16 protein-coding genes are annotated in these 18,162 nt (G+C 71.5%); 7 read left to right on the forward strand and 9 right to left on the reverse strand.

Annotated elements, in window-relative coordinates; genetic code table 11:
* Positions 1–12: 12 nt before the first annotated feature.
* The 4 genes from ACQPZ4_RS14035 to ACQPZ4_RS14050 are packed head-to-tail and all read right to left on the reverse strand — an operon-like array spanning position 13 to position 3,722.
* Positions 13–867 carry an acyl-CoA thioesterase gene (locus ACQPZ4_RS14035; protein ID WP_433060125.1) on the reverse strand — a complete coding sequence of 285 codons (855 nt, stop codon included), beginning with the start codon at positions 865–867 and terminating at the stop codon, positions 13–15.
* Positions 854–1,657, reverse strand: coding sequence for a DUF1295 domain-containing protein (locus tag ACQPZ4_RS14040; protein ID WP_433060128.1), 804 nt, complete (start codon positions 1,655–1,657; stop codon positions 854–856). The genes ACQPZ4_RS14035 and ACQPZ4_RS14040 overlap by 14 nt, the downstream gene beginning before the upstream one ends.
* Complete coding sequence (locus ACQPZ4_RS14045) at positions 1,654–2,526, reverse strand: SDR family NAD(P)-dependent oxidoreductase (RefSeq protein WP_433060130.1); 873 nt, start codon at positions 2,524–2,526, stop codon at positions 1,654–1,656. Before ACQPZ4_RS14045 ends, ACQPZ4_RS14040 begins: the two co-directional genes overlap by 4 nt.
* Positions 2,523–3,722 (reverse strand): acetyl-CoA C-acyltransferase, encoded by a 1,200-nt coding sequence (locus tag ACQPZ4_RS14050; RefSeq protein ID WP_433060133.1) that lies wholly within the window; start codon positions 3,720–3,722, stop codon positions 2,523–2,525. Before ACQPZ4_RS14050 ends, ACQPZ4_RS14045 begins: the two co-directional genes overlap by 4 nt.
* 118 nt (positions 3,723–3,840) lie before the next feature.
* On the opposite strand from ACQPZ4_RS14050, the gene ACQPZ4_RS14055 reads away from it, so the two are divergent.
* From ACQPZ4_RS14055 to ACQPZ4_RS14085, 7 genes are read left to right on the forward strand one after another with little or no spacing between them, the layout of a single operon-like run.
* Positions 3,841–5,070 (forward strand): acetyl-CoA acetyltransferase, encoded by a 1,230-nt coding sequence (locus tag ACQPZ4_RS14055; protein WP_433060135.1) that lies wholly within the window; start codon positions 3,841–3,843, stop codon positions 5,068–5,070.
* Positions 5,071–5,082: 12 nt separating this feature from the next.
* Positions 5,083–6,606 carry a carotenoid oxygenase family protein gene (locus ACQPZ4_RS14060; RefSeq protein WP_433060137.1) on the forward strand — a complete coding sequence of 508 codons (1,524 nt, stop codon included), beginning with the start codon at positions 5,083–5,085 and terminating at the stop codon, positions 6,604–6,606.
* Positions 6,603–7,547 (forward strand): winged helix-turn-helix transcriptional regulator, encoded by a 945-nt coding sequence (locus ACQPZ4_RS14065; protein WP_433060140.1) that lies wholly within the window; start codon positions 6,603–6,605, stop codon positions 7,545–7,547. The genes ACQPZ4_RS14060 and ACQPZ4_RS14065 overlap by 4 nt, the downstream gene beginning before the upstream one ends.
* Positions 7,544–8,830 carry an AMP-binding protein gene (locus tag ACQPZ4_RS14070; RefSeq protein WP_433060142.1) on the forward strand — a complete coding sequence of 429 codons (1,287 nt, stop codon included), beginning with the start codon at positions 7,544–7,546 and terminating at the stop codon, positions 8,828–8,830. Before ACQPZ4_RS14065 ends, ACQPZ4_RS14070 begins: the two co-directional genes overlap by 4 nt.
* The gene (locus tag ACQPZ4_RS14075) at positions 8,827–9,522 is read left to right on the forward strand and encodes a hypothetical protein (protein ID WP_433060145.1); all 696 of its coding nucleotides are present in this window, start codon (positions 8,827–8,829) and stop codon (positions 9,520–9,522) included. The genes ACQPZ4_RS14070 and ACQPZ4_RS14075 overlap by 4 nt, the downstream gene beginning before the upstream one ends.
* Positions 9,523–9,545: 23 nt before the next feature.
* Positions 9,546–10,664, forward strand: coding sequence for a hypothetical protein (locus ACQPZ4_RS14080; protein WP_433060148.1), 1,119 nt, complete (start codon positions 9,546–9,548; stop codon positions 10,662–10,664).
* Positions 10,592–12,760 carry an NACHT domain-containing protein gene (locus ACQPZ4_RS14085; RefSeq protein WP_433060151.1) on the forward strand — a complete coding sequence of 723 codons (2,169 nt, stop codon included), beginning with the start codon at positions 10,592–10,594 and terminating at the stop codon, positions 12,758–12,760. Before ACQPZ4_RS14080 ends, ACQPZ4_RS14085 begins: the two co-directional genes overlap by 73 nt.
* Here the strand turns inward: ACQPZ4_RS14085 and ACQPZ4_RS14090 are convergent.
* Genes ACQPZ4_RS14090 through ACQPZ4_RS14110 form a run of 5 tightly spaced genes read right to left on the reverse strand, consistent with a single transcriptional unit; the run spans position 12,751 to position 18,037 of the window.
* Positions 12,751–14,271 carry an AMP-binding protein gene (locus tag ACQPZ4_RS14090; RefSeq protein WP_433060153.1) on the reverse strand — a complete coding sequence of 507 codons (1,521 nt, stop codon included), beginning with the start codon at positions 14,269–14,271 and terminating at the stop codon, positions 12,751–12,753. The two genes, ACQPZ4_RS14085 and ACQPZ4_RS14090, sit on opposite strands and share 10 nt — an antisense overlap.
* Positions 14,268–15,284 carry an NAD(P)H-dependent amine dehydrogenase family protein gene (locus ACQPZ4_RS14095; RefSeq protein WP_433060155.1) on the reverse strand — a complete coding sequence of 339 codons (1,017 nt, stop codon included), beginning with the start codon at positions 15,282–15,284 and terminating at the stop codon, positions 14,268–14,270. Before ACQPZ4_RS14095 ends, ACQPZ4_RS14090 begins: the two co-directional genes overlap by 4 nt.
* Complete coding sequence (locus tag ACQPZ4_RS14100; RefSeq protein WP_433060158.1) at positions 15,285–16,019, reverse strand: SDR family oxidoreductase; 735 nt, start codon at positions 16,017–16,019, stop codon at positions 15,285–15,287.
* The gene (locus ACQPZ4_RS14105) at positions 16,016–16,516 is read right to left on the reverse strand and encodes a nuclear transport factor 2 family protein (protein WP_433060161.1); all 501 of its coding nucleotides are present in this window, start codon (positions 16,514–16,516) and stop codon (positions 16,016–16,018) included. The genes ACQPZ4_RS14100 and ACQPZ4_RS14105 overlap by 4 nt, the downstream gene beginning before the upstream one ends.
* On the reverse strand, positions 16,517–18,037 hold the full coding sequence (locus ACQPZ4_RS14110; RefSeq protein ID WP_433060164.1) for an AMP-binding protein: 1,521 nt from the start codon (positions 18,035–18,037) through the stop codon (positions 16,517–16,519).
* Between the last annotated feature and the right edge of the window lie 125 nt (positions 18,038–18,162).

An 18,162-nucleotide genomic window follows, 5' to 3' on the forward strand; every position in this document is an offset into this window, starting at 1 on the left:
ACGTGCGGCGGCTCAGGGCAGGGGAGTGCCGACGAGCAGTCCCTCCTGGGTGACGGTGGCGACCAGTTCGCCCGCGCTGTCGTAGACGTGGGCGGTGCCGAGGGCGCGGCCGTGGGAGGCGACCGGCGAGTGCTGGTCGAACAGGAACCACTCGTCGGCGCGCGGGATGTGGTGGAACCACAGGGCGTGGTCCAGCGACACGGTGTCCCACGCGTGGCTGTGGTCGCGCTCGCGGCCGAGGCGGAGCCCGTGCGGTACCAGAGCGGAAGACAGCAGGGTGAGATCGCTGGCGTAACAGAGGACCGCCGCGTGGACGACGGGATCGTCGGGCAGGGTGCCCGCCGCGCGCATCCAGACCAGGCCGCGCGACGCCGGGCCCGCGGCGCTCGGGGCCACCCGCAGCTCCACGGCGTCGAAGCCGGTCCACAGGCCGGTCGGGCCGCCCTCGTCGGCGATGGTCTCGTACAGCGTCGGGGCGTCCTCCGGCTTGCCCGCGTCCGGCGGCGGGGTCTGGTGGGTCATGCCGCTCGCCGGGGCGCCGAAGCCCGCGGTCAGCCGGACCACCTCGCGGCCGTGCTGGGTGACGGCGACCGAGCGGGTCGAGCGGGTCCGGCCGTCGCGGACGTGCTCGACGGCGAAGCGGTTCGGCGCCTGGGGCAGGCCGGGGCGCAGGAAGGTGGCGTGCAGCGACTGCGGGACCTGCGCGGCCGGCACCGTGCGCGCGGCGGCGACCAGGGCCTGGGCGGCGAGCTGGCCGCCGAAGACCCTGGGCAGGTCGAGGGCGGCGTTGCGACCCTCGAACGCGGACGGTGCGACCTGCCGGAGGTTCAGAACCTCCAGCAGGTCCGGTACGTCATGCTGTCCCACGGCGCGGCGGACGCGGGAAGAAACCGCTGGTGCGGGCCACGTACGCAGCGTACTCCGGGCCCCGTTTGCGGCTCATCCGCCGCTCCAGCAGGGCCTTGCCGCTCTTGTTCACCAGCATGTGGGTCATCAGCGCCGGGCCGACGATGCTCAGCAGGCCGACCCAGTGCGAGCAGGCGAGCAGGAACAGCCCGGTCCACACGACGGAGTCGCCGAAGTAGTTGGGGTGGCGGGTCCACGCCCACAGGCCGCGGTCCATCAGCCGGCCGGCGTTGGCCGGGTCGCGCTTGAAGCTCGCCAGCTGCGCGTCGCCGACCGCCTCGAACGCGAAGCCGATCGCCCAGACCGCGACGCCGGCCCACAGCAGCGCCGGGATCGGCTCGGCGACGTACATGGCCACCTGGACCGGGAGCGAGACGACCCACATGATGGCGCCCTGCGGCCAGTAGATGGTCCGGATGACGTACGGCACCAGCTTCCCCTGGTTGTGCCGCAACAGCGCCGCGTACCGCGGGTCCTCGCCCTTGCCCCGGTTGCGCGCGTAGATGTAGGCGCCGAGCCGCACGCCCCACACCGCCGTCAGCGCCAGGGTCACCCACCGCTGCAGGCCGTCGCCCTCGCCCGCGGAGAGGAAGAAGGACACGGCGGCGACGACGGCGAAGCCGAGCCCCCACACTGTGTCCACAATGGACTGCTCGCCGCGCCGGAGCGCGTAGGCCATCGTCAGGGCCATCACCACGGCGACGGCGACCAGCGACGCGCCGAGGTTGATCAGCAGCGCGGTCCAGTTCACGGCAGCGTCTCCTCGGCGAAGTCGGCGAAGGCGTCCTGGGCGGTGCGGTACTCGTGCGGCTTCCCGGAACGGCTGGCGTCCAGCAAACCGGTCAATCCGGCCGCGTCCAACGTGGACGGCACGCGGACGGTGCCCCACTCGACGGAGCTGGTCGCGCGCAGCGAGCCGTTCGCGGCCACGATCACCTCGCCGTTGAGCGTGCCGGCCGGGTCGACGAGCGCGGCGACGACCGGCGCCACCGACGCGGCCGTCATGGCGTCGCGGAACTGCTCGGCCATCCCGGCGTCCGTCATCTGCGTGGTGGCGTACGGCAGCAGCACGTTCGTGTACACCCCGCGGGGCGCCCCTTCGACGGCGATCGTGCGGCCCAGCGCGATGACCGCACCCTTGCTGGCCGCGTAGGCCGAGACCGTCGGCTCCCCGTGCAGCCCGGCGGTGCTGGCCACGAGCACGATCCGCCCGCCGCCCGCGCCCCGCATGTGCCGGGCGGCCGCGGCGGCGACCCCGGCGGTGCCGAGCACGTTCACGGTCTGCACGGCGGCGAAGGCGTCCAGGGTCGTCTTGTGGAACATCGCCGGCCCGGAGATCGCGGCGCTGGTGACGCAGAAGTCGAGCCGGCCGTACGCCGAAAGGGCCGTCGTCACCAGATTGTCGCCGGCGTCCGGGTCGGTCACGTCGGTGTAGTCGGCGACGGCCCGCCCGCCGGCCGCGGTGATCTCGGCGACCACGGATCCCGCCGAGTCGACCGCGCGGTTGCGGTTGTTCACCACCACGGCCGCCCCCAGCGAGGCGAGGTGCAGGGCGAACGCGCGGCCGAGCCCCTTGCCGCCGCCGGTCACGACGCCGGCGAGTCCGTCCAGGCGGCTCACGCGTCGACCCGCTCGACGAGCACGGCCACGCCGAGGCCGGCCGCGCCGGACACCGCGGCGACGCCGTAGCGCCCGCCCCGGGCCTGCAGCTCCTCGACGCACTGGCCGAGCAGGATCGCGCCGGTCGCGCCGAACGCGTGGCCCATCGCGATCGTGCCGCCGTTGGGGTTCATCCGCTCGGGGCCGGCGCCGAGGTCGCGGCGGAACTTCAGGCACAGCGCCGAGAACGCCTCCGCGAACTCGAACACGTCGATGTCGGCCGGCGTGAGGCCGGCCTTGGCGATGACCTTCTCCACCGCCTGCTGCCCGGCGGTCAGCATGATGACCGGGTCGGTACTGCACGTCGCCGCCGCCACCACCCGCGCCCGCGGGGCCAGACCGGAGGCCTCGGCCGCCGCGCGCGTCCCCAGCAGCACCAGCGCGGCGGCGTCGGCGATCGCGGGGGAGGTGCCGACGGTGTGCCGGTGCTCGATCGCCCCGGCCTCGGGGTGGGCGGCCAGCGCGATGGCGTCCTGGCCGGAGGCGCCCAGCTCGGCGAACGCCGGCGGCAGCGCGGCCAGGGACTCGAGGGTGGTGCCGGGCCGCACCAGCTCGTCGCGGGCGAACCCGTCGACGTCCACCACGGCCCGCGCGTAGAACCCGGCGTCCCAGGCGGCCGCGGCCTTGGTCTGGGTCTCCAGCCCGTACGCGTCGAGGGCCTCGCGATGGATACCGTCCAGCGTCGCGTTGAGGTCGGCCGCGATGCCCATGTGGATCGAGCCGACCCGGCGGATGGTGTCGGGGTCGCTCCACAGCGGGCCCTCGTCGGAGAACATCGGCACCCGGGAGACGCTCTCCACCCCGCCGGCCACCGCCAGGTCGAGGTCCTCGGCGCGGACCCGGGCGGCGGTCTGGGCGACCGCGTCGATGCCGGAGGCGCAGAACCGGTTGAGGCTGACCCCGGGCACGTGCTCGCCCCAGCCGGCCAGCAGCGCGGCGGTCCGGGGGAGGTTCGCGCCCTGCTCGCCGTTCTGGGAGGCGAGGCCGAGGGTCACGTCGTCGATGCGGGCCGGGTCGAGCCCGGTGCGCTCGACGAGCGCGCGCTGGAGGCGCACGACGAGCTCGGTCGGGCTCAGGTGGTGCAGGGAGCCCTTGGCCGAGCCCTTGCCGCGCGCCGTCCGCAGGTACTCCAAGACGTACACGTCGCGTGTGGTCACTCTGTTAGGTGTAGTCTCAATGTGCACCATTGGCAAGAGATGACCTAGGTCAGGGCGGCCAGGCGTTGACGAGCGACTCTGCTTGTTATAGTAAGGAAGCTCGAATGGGAGGTGGCTCATGGCCGCGTCTGACACCTGGGTCGTAGGTGGCTTCCAGACCGACTTCGCCCGCAACTGGGCCCGCGCCGGTCACGGCTTCGCCGAGCTCTTCCAGGAGGTGACGACCGGGACCCTCGACGCGTCCGGCGTCGATCCCGGCGACATCGGGGTGATCCACGTCGGCAACGCCTTCGGCCAGCTCTTCACCGGCCAGGGCCAGCTCGGCGGCATGCCCGCCACCGTCGACGAGCGGCTCTGGGGCATCCCCGCCACCCGCCACGAGGCCGCCTGCGCCTCCGGCGGCACCGCGATCCTCGCCGCCATGGCCGACCTCGAGTCCGGCCGCTACGACGTGGCCCTCGTGCTCGGCGCCGAGCTGGAGCGCACCGTCCCGGGCGACCAGGCCGCCGGGCACCTCGGCGCCGCCGCCTGGATCGGCCACGAGGGGCAGCAGGCCAAGTTCATGTGGCCGTACATGTTCAGCGCCCTGGCCGACGAGTACGACAAGCGGTACGGGATCGACGACGCCCACCTGCGTGCGATCGGCCGCCTCAACTTCGACAACGCCCGGGTCAACCCCAACGCCCAGACCCGCAACTGGACGTTCACCGACGCCAGCTTCACGGACGACGACGCGGCCAACCCGCCGGTCGAGGGGCGGCTGCGGCGCAACGACTGCAGCCAGGTCACCGACGGCGCGGCCGGGGTCGTGCTCGTCTCCGACCGGTACCTCGCGGCCCACCCCGACATCGCCGGCCGGGACCGCAGCCGCATCCTCGGCTGGGGCCACGCCACCGTCGGGCTGTCGCTGGAGCAGAAGCTGCGGCAGAGCGCCGACCAGCCGTACGTGCTGCCGCACGTGCGCAAGGCGGTCCTCGACGCGTTCGGGCGGGCCGGGATCGGGGGCGTGGCGGACGTCGACGGCATCGAGACGCACGACTGCTTCACGATGTCGCAGTACGCGGCGATCGACCACTTCGGCATCACCGCGCCCGGCGAGAGCTGGAAGGCGGTCGAGTCCGGCGAGCTCGCCATCGGCGGCCGGATCCCGATGAACCCCAGCGGCGGCCTGATCGGCGGCGGCCACCCCGTCGGCGCGACCGGCGTGCGGATGCTCGTCGACGCCCACCGGCAGGTGACCGGCCAGGCCGGCCCCTACCAGGTGCCCGGCGCGCGTACCTTCGCCACCCTCAACATCGGCGGCAGCACCACCACGACGGTCAGCCTCGTGGTCGGCGCGGCCAGTTAGAAGGACGACTCCATGGATGTCGAGCTGGTCGGTCACGCCCTGTCCACGCTGCCTGAGGACGACGACCACCCGTACCGCACCGGGCCCTGGCAGCCGCAGACGAGCGAGTGGCGCGCCGACGACCTCACCGTGACCGGCGAGATCCCGGCCGACCTCGACGGCGTGTACCTGCGCAACACCGAGAACCCGGTGCATCCCGCCATCGCCGGCAAGTACCACCCGTTCGACGGCGACGGCATGATCCACGTCGTCGGATTCCGCGACGGCAAGGCGTTCTACCGCAACCGGTTCGTGCGCACCGACGGCTTCCTCGCCGAGCAGGAGACCAAGGAGCCGCTCTGGGCCGGCCTGGCCGAGCCGCCGGCCAGGAGCCTGCGCGAGGGCTGGGGCGCGCGCGGCGGGCTCAAGGACTCCTCCAGCACCGACGTCGTCGTGCACGCAGGGGTGGCCCTGTCGAGCTTCTATCAATGCGGCGACTTGTACCGCCTGAATCCGCTCACCCTCGACACGCTGGGCAAGTCGGCGTGGGGCGGCAAGTTCCCGTCGCAGTGGGGCGTATCGGCGCATCCCAAGAGCGACGAGCACACCGGCGAGCTGCTGTTCTTCAACTACGGCAAGGCCGCGCCCTACCTGCACTACGGGGTCGTCGACGCGCAGAACCACCTGGTGCACTACATCGACGTGCCGTTGCCCGGGCCGCGGCTGCCGCACGACATGGCGTACACGGAAAACTATGCGATTTTGAACGACTGCCCGCTCTTCTGGGAGCCCGAGCTCCTCGAACAGGGCGTCCACGCGGCCCGCTTCCACCCGGAGCTGCCGCTGCGGATCGGGGTCGTCCCGCGCCGCGGCACGTCGGAGCAGGTCCGCTGGTTCGAGGCCGACCCCACGTACGTGCTGCACTGGGTCAACGCCTACGAGGAGGGCGACGAGATCGTCCTCGACGGCTTCTTCCAGGACGACCCCGAGCCCCAGGACCGCGGCGACGGCTCGTACTACCAGCGCATGTTCCGCTTCCTCGCGCTCGACCGGATGCAGTCGCACCTGCACCGCTGGCGCCTCAACCTGGTTACGGGACAAGTCCGCGAAGAACGGCTGCGCGACACGGTCACCGAGTTCGGCATGATCAACGGGCGGCACGCGGGGCGGCGCAACCGGTACGCGTACGCGGCCACCGGTGTCGAGGGCTGGTTCCTCTTCGACGGGGTCGTGAAGCACGACCTGCAGACCGGGCACGACGAGCGCTACGCGTTCGGCGAGGGCGTCTTCGGCAGCGAGACCGCCATGGCCCCGCGGGTCGGTTCGAAGGGCGAGGACGACGGGTACCTGATTACGATCGTGACCGACATGAACCGCAACCTCTCCGAGTGCCTCGTCTTCGACGCCCAGCGGGTCGCCGACGGCCCGATCGCGCGGGTGGCGCTGCCGGAGCGGGTTTCCAGCGGTACCCACGCGACCTGGGCTTCTGGCTCTTCGATCCCGGGCTGGTCCACCGCCGACACCGTCTCGGCCGCCCTGCGGATGGGCCCTGCGTGAGCGAACATGCCGGTGACACCCCCTCGCAGCTGCCCGCCGGGGGCCAGAACGCGGTGGCGCACGCCCTGGGCATCATCGGCGACGAGTGGACGCTGCTGATCCTGCGCTACGCCACCGCGGGTGTCCGCCGGTACAGCGACTACCTCGACCGCCTGCCCATCTCCAACTCGGTGCTGACGAGCCGCCTGTCTCGCCTCGCTGAACTGGGCCTGATGGAGAAGGTGGCGTACCAGGACCGTCCGCCGCGCTTCGAGTACCGCCTGACCAAGCGCGGCCGCGACACCTGGCCCATCCTGCTGGCCATCTGGGCCTGGGAGGCCCGCTGGGTGCCCCAGCACGAGGAGCAGCTCCCGGTCATGCGCCACGCCCGCTGCGGCCAGGCGTTCCAGCCCCTGCTGCTGTGCGCGGCCTGCGGCAAGCCCGTCGAGCCCCGCGACGTCACCGGCGGCTTCGGCCCCAGCGGCACCTGGGAGCGCAGCGTCCCCGCGGCCACCACCCGCAGGCGCTCGTTCGCCGGCGGCGGCGCCAGTCCCGGCCTGTTCCCGCAGACCATGGCCCTGATCGGCAATCGCTGGTCGTCGGCCCTACTTGGCGCCGCGTTCCTGGGCGCGCACCGCTTCAAGGACTTCGAGCAACGCCTGGGTGCCCCGCCGACCATGGTCGCCGACCGCCTGCGCACGTTCTGCGACCTGGGCGTGCTGGACCCGGCGCCGGGCACCGAGCGCGCGGACTGGCTCAGCTACCACCTGACCGCGAAGGGCCGCGCGTTCTTCCCGGTCGTCATGTGCACCCTGGACTGGGGCCACCGCTGGTTCAAGGCCCCCGAGGGCCGCGCGCTGGTCTACCGCCACACCGAGTGCCGGCGCATCTTCACCCCGAGGCTGGCCTGCGACCAGTGCCGCGAACCCCTCCGCGGCGGCGGCGACGTGACCATCTCATGAGTGCTGTTCTGTCGTTGCTCTCTTCGCATATTTCGGACAAAACGGCCATCACCGGCGATGATCGATCGGTCTCGTACGCTTCATTGTGGCGCGCGGCTTCGCGCCTGTCGTTCCGGCGGGGCGAGCGGGTGCTGTACCGGGGCCGCAACCGTACAGAGTTCTGGGAACTCCTCCTGGCTTGTCTGCGGTGCGGCGCCACTCTGGTCCCGGTCAACTTCCGCCTCTCGGACGCCGAGGCGGCCTGGATCGCCGAGGACGCGGGCATCGGCCGGGTCCACGACGACGCCCCGGTCATGATCATGTACTCCTCCGGCACCACGGGCCGCCCCAAGGGCGTCATCATCGACGATGAGCAACTCGCCTGGACGGTGGGCGCGTTCGGCGCCCTGTTCGAGGTCGACGAGCACGCGGTGAGCCTGGTCCCGACCCCGTACCACCACATCGCCGGCACCGGCTGGTCCCTGATCACCCTGGCCGCGGGCGGCACCATCGTCCAGAACGCCGACCCGACCCCCGAGAGCATGTTCCGCCAGCTGGTCGACCACCGGGTCACCCACGCGGCGATGGTCCCGACGCTCATCCAGGCCATCTCGGACCGGCGGGCCGGGCTTCCCGCTCTGCGCCACATCGTCTACGGCGGCGCCCCGATCACCCCGGCGCTGATGACGAGGGCCACGGAGGTTTTCGGCGCCCAGTTCCATCAGTCGTACGGCCTGACGGAGACCACCGGCGTCGCCACCGTCCTGGATCCCGGGGAGCACCGCCCGGACGGCCGCCTGACCTCGGTGGGCCGCCCGCTGCCCGGCCTGGAGGTCAAGGTCTCCGCGATCGGCGAGATCCTGGTCCGCGGCCCGGCGGTCACCCGCGGCTACTGGGGCAACGCCGACGCCACTTCTGAGTCCATTGTGGACGGCTGGCTGCACACCGGCGACGCGGGCGCCTTCGACGGCGGCGGCTACCTGTACCTCCGCGACCGCATCAAGGACATGATCGTCTCGGGCGGCGAAAACGTGTACCCCGCCGAGGTGGAACAGGTCCTGGCCGCCCACCCACACGTCCTGGACGTGGCCGTGATCGGCGTGCCCTCCTCGCGCTGGGGCGAGTCCCCGCTCGCGGTCGTGGTCGCCGACGGCCCGGTGGACGACCTGATCCCCTGGTCCCGCGAGCGCCTGGCCCACTTCAAGTGCCCGGTGGCGGTACACGAGGTGGAAGCCCTACCCCGCAACGCCTCCGGCAAAGTCCTCAAACGCCTCCTCCGCGAGTCATATGGAGCATCGACATGACCGACTGGGCCTTGCTGCGCCAGCTCGTCCTGGCCACCCCGGACATCACCGCCGACGGCCGCCTCCTGCGCGACCACTACGGCCTGGGCACGGGCTTCGCCGACCCCGAACTGGCCACGATCGGCATGTCCGACGACACCATGGCCCTGGCCGGCGGCTCGTACCTCGAGCTCGTAGGCCCGCTGACCCCGGATGTGTCGATCGCCCGCTGGCTGTCCAAGTACGGCCAGGGCGGCTACGCCCTGTCGGTCCAGCACAGCGACCCGCTGGCCGCCCGGGACCGAGCCCTGTCGCTGGGCGTACGCGTGGTCGCCGATCAGGAGGTCATGGGCCACCCGATCGTGCAGTTCCACCCGGCGGACGTGGGGCTACTGCTGGAACTGGACGGCATCGCGGACCGCGACGCCTGGTTCTGGGACGACATGGGCGTCGAACCGTCGCCGCACGCCCTGATCGACGACATCGTGTCCGTGGAGGTGCCGTCCCGCGACCCGGAGGCCACGGTCAAGCAGTGGTCCCAGATCCTCGGCTTTGACGCGGCCGCCTCCGACACGATCGACCTGGGCGGCCGGTTGGTCACCTTCCGGCCGCCGGCCGAGCTGCCGCAGTGGACCGTGACGCTGCTGCGCTCCGAACGCCCCTCGACGCTGCGCGAGGAGAGCCTGCTGGGCGTACGGTTCCGCTACGCATAGCGCGCATCCACTACGGTGCGTGTGTGGCCCGCTCGCGCCTGACCTACGCCGAAGCAGTCAAGATCCTCACCGGCGGCACGGACTACACCACCGTGCTGAGCCGCCTCGCGGGCGGCGCGCTCCTCGCGGCGACCCCGCTCTCCGGCCTGGCGCTGTCGCTGTTCGACGCCAAGGGCGAGGCCAACGCGCTGCTGCGCGACCTGCTGGGCAAGGCCCCGGACCGCATCAAGTCGGTCCGCGGCCGCTCGCACTACGAACTGATCGAGGCCGCCCACGCCGTCCTGGTCATCTCCTGCTACTTCGACGCCTTCGCCGAACACGCCGGCGACCTCGAGGCCGACCTGAGGCTGACGGACGACGAGCGCCGGGGGTTCGCCCGAGCGCTGGCCACCCCACCGCCGATGCCGGGCGCCACGCGCGGGTTCGAGTCCACGATGGTGCAGCTGAAGACCGACTACGCCGCCATCCACCGCAGCCTGGTCGACTTCGCGTCCGGCCTGGTGGCGGGGGCCGGCTGCCGCTATCCCGACCGGGCCGTCGTGGTAGACCTGGCGATCACGTTGTACCGCAACCGCTACGTCCGGATGGCGGCCGACCTTCCGGAGTTCGCGTTCCTGGCGCACCTCGCCGAGCACGAGGCCACCCGCCACGCGGTGCGGGAGCAGACCGAGACCCTGGCGGAACTCGGCGCCATGCTGACCGCGCTGGTGCACGGCGCCCCGGCCGTCGAGGCCGAGCAGCGCCTGGCCCGGCACGCCCGTCTGGTGCTGGACCGCCCGCTGTGGCAGGCCGACGACCCCGCCTTCCCAACGGTCCGCGACGGGTTCGTCAGCCCGAGCTTCCGCATCGCGCTCGCCGGCCGCGATGCCCGCCTCGGCGACGAATCCTGGTGGCAGCAGCGCCGCCGGCGCGACGACCTCGCGGCGTTCCTGGCCGCCTGCGTCAGCGACCCGGCCTTCACCGAGCACCCGCTCGTCGTCCTCGGCCACCCCGGCGCGGGCAAGTCCCTGCTGACCGAGATGAGATCCTCGCGGCCCGCCTCCCCGGGTCCGCGTTCACCACGATCCGCGTGCCCCTGCGCCTGGTGGACCCGGACGCCGACATCCACCAGCAGATCGAGCGAACGGTCGAGCGCCTGGTGAAGGAGCACCTCTCGTGGGGCGACCTGTGCCGCGCCTCGGACACCACGAAGGTGGTCCTGCTGGACGGCTTCGACGAGCTGGTCCAGGCCACCGGCGTCACCCAGTCCCACTACATCGAACGGGTCGCCCGCTTCCAACGCGAGGAATGGATCAACGGCCGCCCGGTCATCGTGGTGATCACGTCACGCACGCTGGTCATGGACCGCACGGTGGTCCCACCCGAGACCGTCGTGCTCAAGCTGGAACCGTTCGACACGGCGCAGATCGAGCGGTGGGCCGACGCCTGGAACACGGCCAACGCGAACCGGCCGGGGTTCCGGGAGCTGGGTGTCGACGAGCTCGCCCGCCATGAGGACCTCGCCGGCCAGCCGCTGCTTTTGATGATGCTGGCCGTATACGCGGCCGAGAGTGGCGCCAGACTCGACGACGAACAGCTGAACGCCGACGAGCTGTACCGCAGGCTCCTCGACACGTTCATCGGCCGCCAGATCCGCGAGAAGGGCCCGGAGGCGCTGGGCGACCTCCGGTTCGCCGAATTGGAGCAGGCCGCCCGCCACGACCTGTCGGTGGCCGCGTTCGCGATGTTCAACCGCGGCCGCCAGTACGTCAGCGAAGAAGACCTCGAACGCGACCTCGACGCCCTCCACCCGATCGCCGATGCCCCGGGCGGCCACACGGGAGAGCCGCTGACCCGCGCGAAGCGAACGGTGGCCGCCTTCTTCTTCGTCCACGTCGCCCAGTCCGGCGACGACGTCCGGGTCCCCGGCCGGCGGACCTACGAGTTCCTGCACGCGACCTTCGCCGAGTACCTGGTGGCCGAGCACACCGTCGACCTCCTCCAAGAACTCCTGCACGACTGGCGCCGCCCCCGCCGCACCTACGGCGCCCACCTGGATGACGCCGGGCTGCGCGACCTGCTCTCGCACCAGCCCCTGACCAACGGCGAGCAGATCGCCCCGTTCCTGCGTGCGCTCCTCGAACGCCTGCCGGCCGAGGACCGAGCCGACCTGCGCAACGCCCTGGTCGAGCTGCTCGGTGCGGCACGGAAGCGGGTGGACGAATCGCCGTACTGCCCAACGCCGTTCGACATCGTGACCCGCCTCGCCGCGTACTCCGCGAACCTGGTCATCCTGGCGGCGCTGTGCGACCGGGACGGCGTCGAGGTGGCGCTGCTTCCCGACTTTGCCTCGTTGGTGAGGTTGTGGCGCAGTCTGGACGCGGAGACGCAGACGGACCTGTTCGTCAACCTGGAGCGCAAGCACGGACGGATCCGGTTCTACGGCCGGTCCTTTTCCTCGCTGGCGATGGCCGAGGCGCGACTGGTCGGTGACTTCCACACGGAAGAGACCATCAGCGCCGGCCAGGTGACCTTGCCCTCGGAGTCTTCGGGGATCACGGCGACGCAGTGCCGGCTGCATGTCCTGTTGGTGAAGCTGCTGGCCGACATTTGGCCCGTTCCGCAGCTCGGCCGGCTGTTGCCCTACGACGAGCTGGCCCTGCTGAACTGGGTCGAGGAGGTCGAGCACGCCGACGAATCGCTGCACCACGCGACCGGCGTGATGCTCATGCAGGCGCTCCTGCGGGACGGCCCGGCGGTGTCGGACGCGACCCTCGCACGCCTCGTCGGCGCCATCCCGGACCTTGACGCCCCGCAAGACCAACCAGCCCGGGTATGGCTCCTGTTGCGTCACCCCCACGTGCTGAGTGGACACCCGAGATTCGGCGACGACCCCGTCGACCAACTCGCCCTCGTCCGTCAAGTCGCCCGGCGGAGCCCGGACTCGGCGGAGCGCGACAGGATTCTCGGCTACTCGCTCCCGCCTTCCGTGTTCAAGTACGAGGTCGCGCCGTCGATGGTGACCGACTTCATCGCTGAGCCGCACATCATGCCGAGCGTTCTGGAGCAGCTGGTGGAGTTCGGTGACCTTGCGTGGTCGCAGGTACGGCCGCGGGACCTGCTGGCGGCCGTGCGGATCGTCGACGGCGAGGTTCGGCAGTCCGCCGTCGTGTCATATGTCGAGTGCCGCGCGGCGGCGGTGTTCGAGGGTGAGGATGCGGAGGCGTTCGAGCTGCTGCGGGAGATGCGTCAGGCGTAGGTCGTGCGCAGGGCGTGCTTCAGCAGCTTGCCGGAGGCGTTGCGGGGCAGGGCATCCACGACGTGTACGGCGACCGGGCACTTGAAGTGCGCCAGCCGCTCCCGGCACCACGGGATCAGGTCGTCGACCGGGCCATTGGCGACCACGACGGCGATCGGCGACTCGCCCCACCGCTCGGACGGCACGCCCACCACGGCGACCTCCAGGACATGTGGGTGGCCGGTCAGGACGCTCTCCACCTCGGCCGGGTACACGTTTTCGCCGCCCGACACGATCATGTCCTTGATGCGGTCGTGCAGGTACAGGTAGCCGTCCTCGTCGAAGGAGCCGCCGTCACCTGTTCGGACCCAGCCGTCCACGATCGTGGCAGCCGTGGCCGAGGGGTTGCGCCAGTAGCCCTGCATGACGTGGCCGCCGCCGATCAGGACCTCGCCGCGTGCACCCGGCGGTAGGTCGTCCAGCGTTACGGGATCTACCACGCGCAGCGCGACGCCTGGCATGGGGCGGCCTACCGAGCGGAGGCGGCGTTCCTTCCACGGCTCGTCCGGCAGGTGATCTGAGGGCCACAGAACCGTTACGCCGCCCGTGGACTCGGTCAGGCCGTACGACTGGAGGAACCTGCAGCCGAAGACCTCCGTTGCCGCCTGGATCACCGGCAGGGGGATCGGCATCGCGCCGTAGACCAGGTAGCGCAGGGCTGACCAGTCCGTCGACCGGGTGCGGGGGAGGTTCAGCAGGGTCTGCAGGATTGTCGGGACCACCGCCGCGTGGGAGACGCGGCGCGCGGACAACAGCTCGATGAGGTCGGCCGGACTTGCGGCCGTTTCCAGGAGCAGGGCGGCGCCGTTCAGGTTGGCCACCAGCGCCAGGCCCAGGCCTGAGATGTGGAAGTACGGGATCGGCGCCATCGCCACCGAGGACGTGGTCAGGTCCATGTCGTAGTGCATCGTGGCCAGGGCCTGGCCGAGGTTGTCGCCGCTCAGCATGATGCCCTTGGGGCGGCCCGTGGTGCCCGAGGTGTAGAAGATGACCGCCGTGTCGTCCGGTCCTACCGGCACCCGCGGGTCCAGAGAATCCACTGTGGACAGCCAGGTCTCGTACGCGGGACCGGTGCACACGGCCTGAGTTCCGGACGGTACCAGAGCCGGATTGTCGACCACGAGAACTGCCGGCGAGGCGTCCGCCAGGATGGCCGCGATCTCCGGAAGGGCCAGGCGGTTGTTGATGGCGGTGGCGATCGCGCCGGCCTTCGTGGCGCCGTACAGGACCTCGAGGAACTCCGGGGCGTTGGCGCCGATGTAGGCCACCCGGTCGCCCGGCGAGACGCCCGCCGCCAGCAGGGCCTGGGCCACGCGGTTCGAGCGCTCGTCCAGGCCGCCGAACGTCGTGGTGCGCGACGGCTCGATGACCGCGACGAGATCTGGGGTCGCGGCGGCGCGGCGGCGGATGATGTCGGCTACGTTCGCGACGCGGGTGCCGTCGGCGTGGCGAGCGAAAATCGGCCGCGTCATCGGGAAGACCACGCGCCGAAGACGTTGAAGCCGAGGATGCCCGGTGGGGCGGCCACCACGTGCGGGATGGCGTTGATGACCGGGCCCGCCGTCACGTACTGGGCCGCCGTCGTCCGGACCCCGGGCTCGTCCGGCTCCACCAGGTTCAGGGACATGACGACCTCGGGCTTGCCGTATACGTGAATCGTCCAGTGATCGCGGCCGGCGTACCGTGGCAGCTTCGGGTCCATGGTCCAGATGATCGACAGCGTGATGAAGCGAAGGCCGGCCACGATGGCGTGCCAGCGCCATTCGGTGGCCACGACGGTGCCGGCCGGGATGGTGCCCGCCGCGACCGGCAGATCAGCCGCCGCCAGCTCGTGGTGGTGGTCGGGCTCGATGCGGTCGAACGTCACGCCCATCGCGTCGCCCATGAAGCGGAGGGTCTCCGCGTACAGCTCGCTGTAGAGCGGCCCCAACGAAGAAGGCGCCGTTGACCCCATCCCCATGACGTTGAACACGAAGTCCGGGTCCGGCATGGCGCTCGCGTCCAGCACCTCGTCGATCTCGACCCGGTCCAGCCGGACCGAGACACCCGTCAAGGCGAGGGCCAGCCGCTCGCCGATGACCCCGGGGCTGATGCCGACGCCGAACAGCGTGCTGCCGCCCTCCGCGCAGGCGGCCGCGAATCGGGCCGCGCGCTCCGGAGCGGGGTAGTGGTGGCCGGCGGTGGTGATGACGTTCTTGCCCGAACGCAGCAGGCGGCACAGGTCGTCGTCGTGCTCGCCGTAGTCGAGGCGCAACCGCGGGGTGTGGATCACCACGTCGGCGTCCAGCGCCACGATGTCCGAAATGTCGCGAGTGGCCACGACGCCGGTCAAGCCGCGGCGCGCGATGGATCCCGCGTCGCGGCCGGCCTTGCGGTCGCCGTAGACGTACAGCCCGACGAGATCCAGGTCGGGGGAGTCGAGCACGGCCCGCAGCGTCGTCTTGCCGATGGCGCCGGTGGCCCACTGGATGACGCGGGTCCCCATCTACTCGCGACCCGTCCGCAGTACCGCCTTGTGCACGAGCTTCCCCAGCTGCCGCTCGTAGCGCACGGGGTCGCGGGCGAGCCGGGCCCGGGCGTCGACGGCCATCCAGTCGGTGTCGAACGTCAGCTCGCCCTTGGCCGCCGCCTTCAGGCCCGTGCGGGCGATGTCGCGCGGGTCCTCCTTGCGGCCGTCGACGTGCTCGGACATGCGGGTCTCGACCGAGCCGACGATCAGCGCGGTGACCTTCGTGCCCTGGGGCTCCAGCTCGGCGCGGGTGATGCCGGACAGGAACAGGGCGGCCGCCTTGGAGGGGGAGTACCCGCCCATGAACGCGGTCGGCACGATGCCCGCCACCGACAGGACGTTGATGATCTGACCGCCGCCGTTGGCTCCCAGGACCGGCGCGAAGGCCCGGGTCATGTTCAGCGTGCCGAAGAAGTTGACCTCCATCTCGGCCCGGGCCGCGTCGGGGTCGTCGGTGACCACGAGCCGCTTGTTGGTGAACAGTCCCGCATTGTTGACGAGCAGGTTCACGTCGGAGCACCGGGCCGCGGCCGCGGCAACGTGGGAGGCGTCGGTGATGTCCAGCTCCACCGGGATCGCGCCGTCCACGGAGACGCCGTGCGGGTCGCGGCTGCCGGCGTACACCTTGGCGCCCTGTTCCAGCAGTTCCTCGACGAAGGCCTGGCCGATGCCCCGGTTGCCGCCCGTGACGAGCGCGACGACGCCGGTCACCGCTGGTACACCGGATCGGCCGGGAACTTCGCGCCGTGCTGCAGCACCGCGGGGTCGGGGACGAGCATGCCGAAGATCCAGCCTTCCGTTCGCTCCATGTCGTGGTTCCACTCCCACAGCAGCCGCCGGCGGCGGATGCCCCAGTGGCCGTCGACCCGCTCGAACACGTCGAGCATGCGCGCCACGGTGAGCGTGTCGCCGGGCTTGACCCGGGCGAACGCGGTCACGTAGCACTCCACGTCCGCGCGGTCGCCGTCGAGCTCGATGAGCACGTTGGTGACGACGTGCGTGGTGATCGACCTGGGGTGGGTCAGGGTGCGGGCGATGCTGTCGACGTACGCGTCGGCGGGGCCGCTGTACACCCCGCCGTGCTCCTCCGTCGCGCCCGGCAGGTAGCAGGCGCGCAGGGCCTCGACGTCGCCGCGATCGACCGCCCGCATGTACCGGATCAGATTTTCGGTGATGTCCTGCTTGTCCAAGAGATCCTGGAGTGACACTCAGGCGACCCTTCGTTCGTGGCCTTCCCAGAGCGGCTCGCGCAACACGCGCCGCAGCACCTTGCCGGAGGCGTTGCGCGGCAGCGCCTCCACGAAATGGACGGCGACCGGGCACTTGTAGTGCGCGAGCCGGTCCCGCACCCACGCGATGAGTGCGGCCTCGGTCAGCGCGCTGCCCGGCTCCCGCACGACGACGGCGATCGGGGACTCGCCCCACTTGTCCGAGGGGGCGCTCACCACGGCCACCTCGGCGACCTCGTCGTGGGCCTGCAACGCGCGCTCGACCTCGGCCGGGTAGATGTTCTCGCCCCCGGAGACGATCATGTCCTTGGCCCGGTCGACGAGGTAGAGGTACCCCTCGGCGTCGAGCCGCCCGACGTCGCCGGTGCGCATCCAGCCGCCGGCGAGCAGCGTGTGCGCGGTCTCCTCCGGGCGCTGCCAGTAGCCGGCCATCACCTGGGCCGAGCGGATCAGCACCTCGCCCGGCTCGCCGGTCGGCAGGTCGTCGAGGGTCACCGGGTCGACGATCCGCAGTTCGCTGCTCGGGTCCGGCTTGCCGCACGAGCGCAGCAGGCCCGGCTCGTCGCGGGCGCGGTCGTGGTCCTCCGGGCTCAGGAACGTGGCGCCGCCGGAGACCTCGGTCAGGCCGTACGACTGCTCCATCGCCGCCCCGAGCCGCTTGGTCGCCTCGACCAGCACCTGGGCCGAGATCGGCGCGGAGCCGTAGAGGATCAGGCGCAGGCTGCTCAGGTCGGCCTCGTCCAGCCCGGGGCTGCGCAGGACCACGTCGATGAGCACCGGTACGAGCACCGCCACCCGCACCCGCTCGCCGGCGATCATGCCGAGCAGGGCCTGCGGGGCGGCGTCGCGGACCTGGGCCAGGATCGCGCCCTGGCGCAGGCTGTGCACGGCCCACGCGAAGCCGAGGACGTGGAAGTACGGCGAGACGTTCAGCGAGGCGTCGCCCGGGTCGAGCTGCCAGCGGCCGCGGGCCACGTCCAGCATCGAGTGCAGGTTGCGGTTGCGGATCATGACGCCCTTGGGCAGGCCGGTGGTGCCCGAGGAGTACAGCAGTACCGCCAGCTCGTCCGGCCCGGTCACGATCCCGGGGTCGGTCTCGGGCTGCGCCCCCAGCCACGCCTCGTAGTCGCCGTCAAGGGTGATCAACACCCCCGGGAACGCAACAAGCGAAGCCTGCGCCGGCTCGGCGAAGAGCACGACGGCGCCCGAGTCGCGCAACACGAGATCGAGCTCCGGCCCGGCCAGGCGGAAATTCAGCGGAACCGGTACGGCGCCCGCCTTCGAGATCCCCGCGACGATGTCGAGCACGTCGGTGCGGTTGAGCCCCGCGTACGCGACCCGGTCCCCGCGCTCGACGCCCGAAGCGAGCAGTCCGGCGGCGACCCGGCTGGAGCGCCGGTCGATCTCGGCGAAGGTCGCGGCCCGGCCCTGTCCGGAGACCGCGGGAGCGTCGGGCCGCACCCTCGCAGCCTCGCGCACGACCTCGGCGATGGAGAACATCGTTGACCTCCAAACAACCCGTACGGGTGCTCACAAGCTACAACTAGAAGAGTGACTTGCACAGGGGGACGGTCCCGAAATATTTCTGGGCCGTTACGCCGAGGCACCCACCAGCCCACTGTCCG

This window comes from Dactylosporangium sp. CS-033363 (assembly GCF_050942475.1).
Lineage (GTDB): Bacteria > Actinomycetota > Actinomycetes > Mycobacteriales > Micromonosporaceae > Dactylosporangium.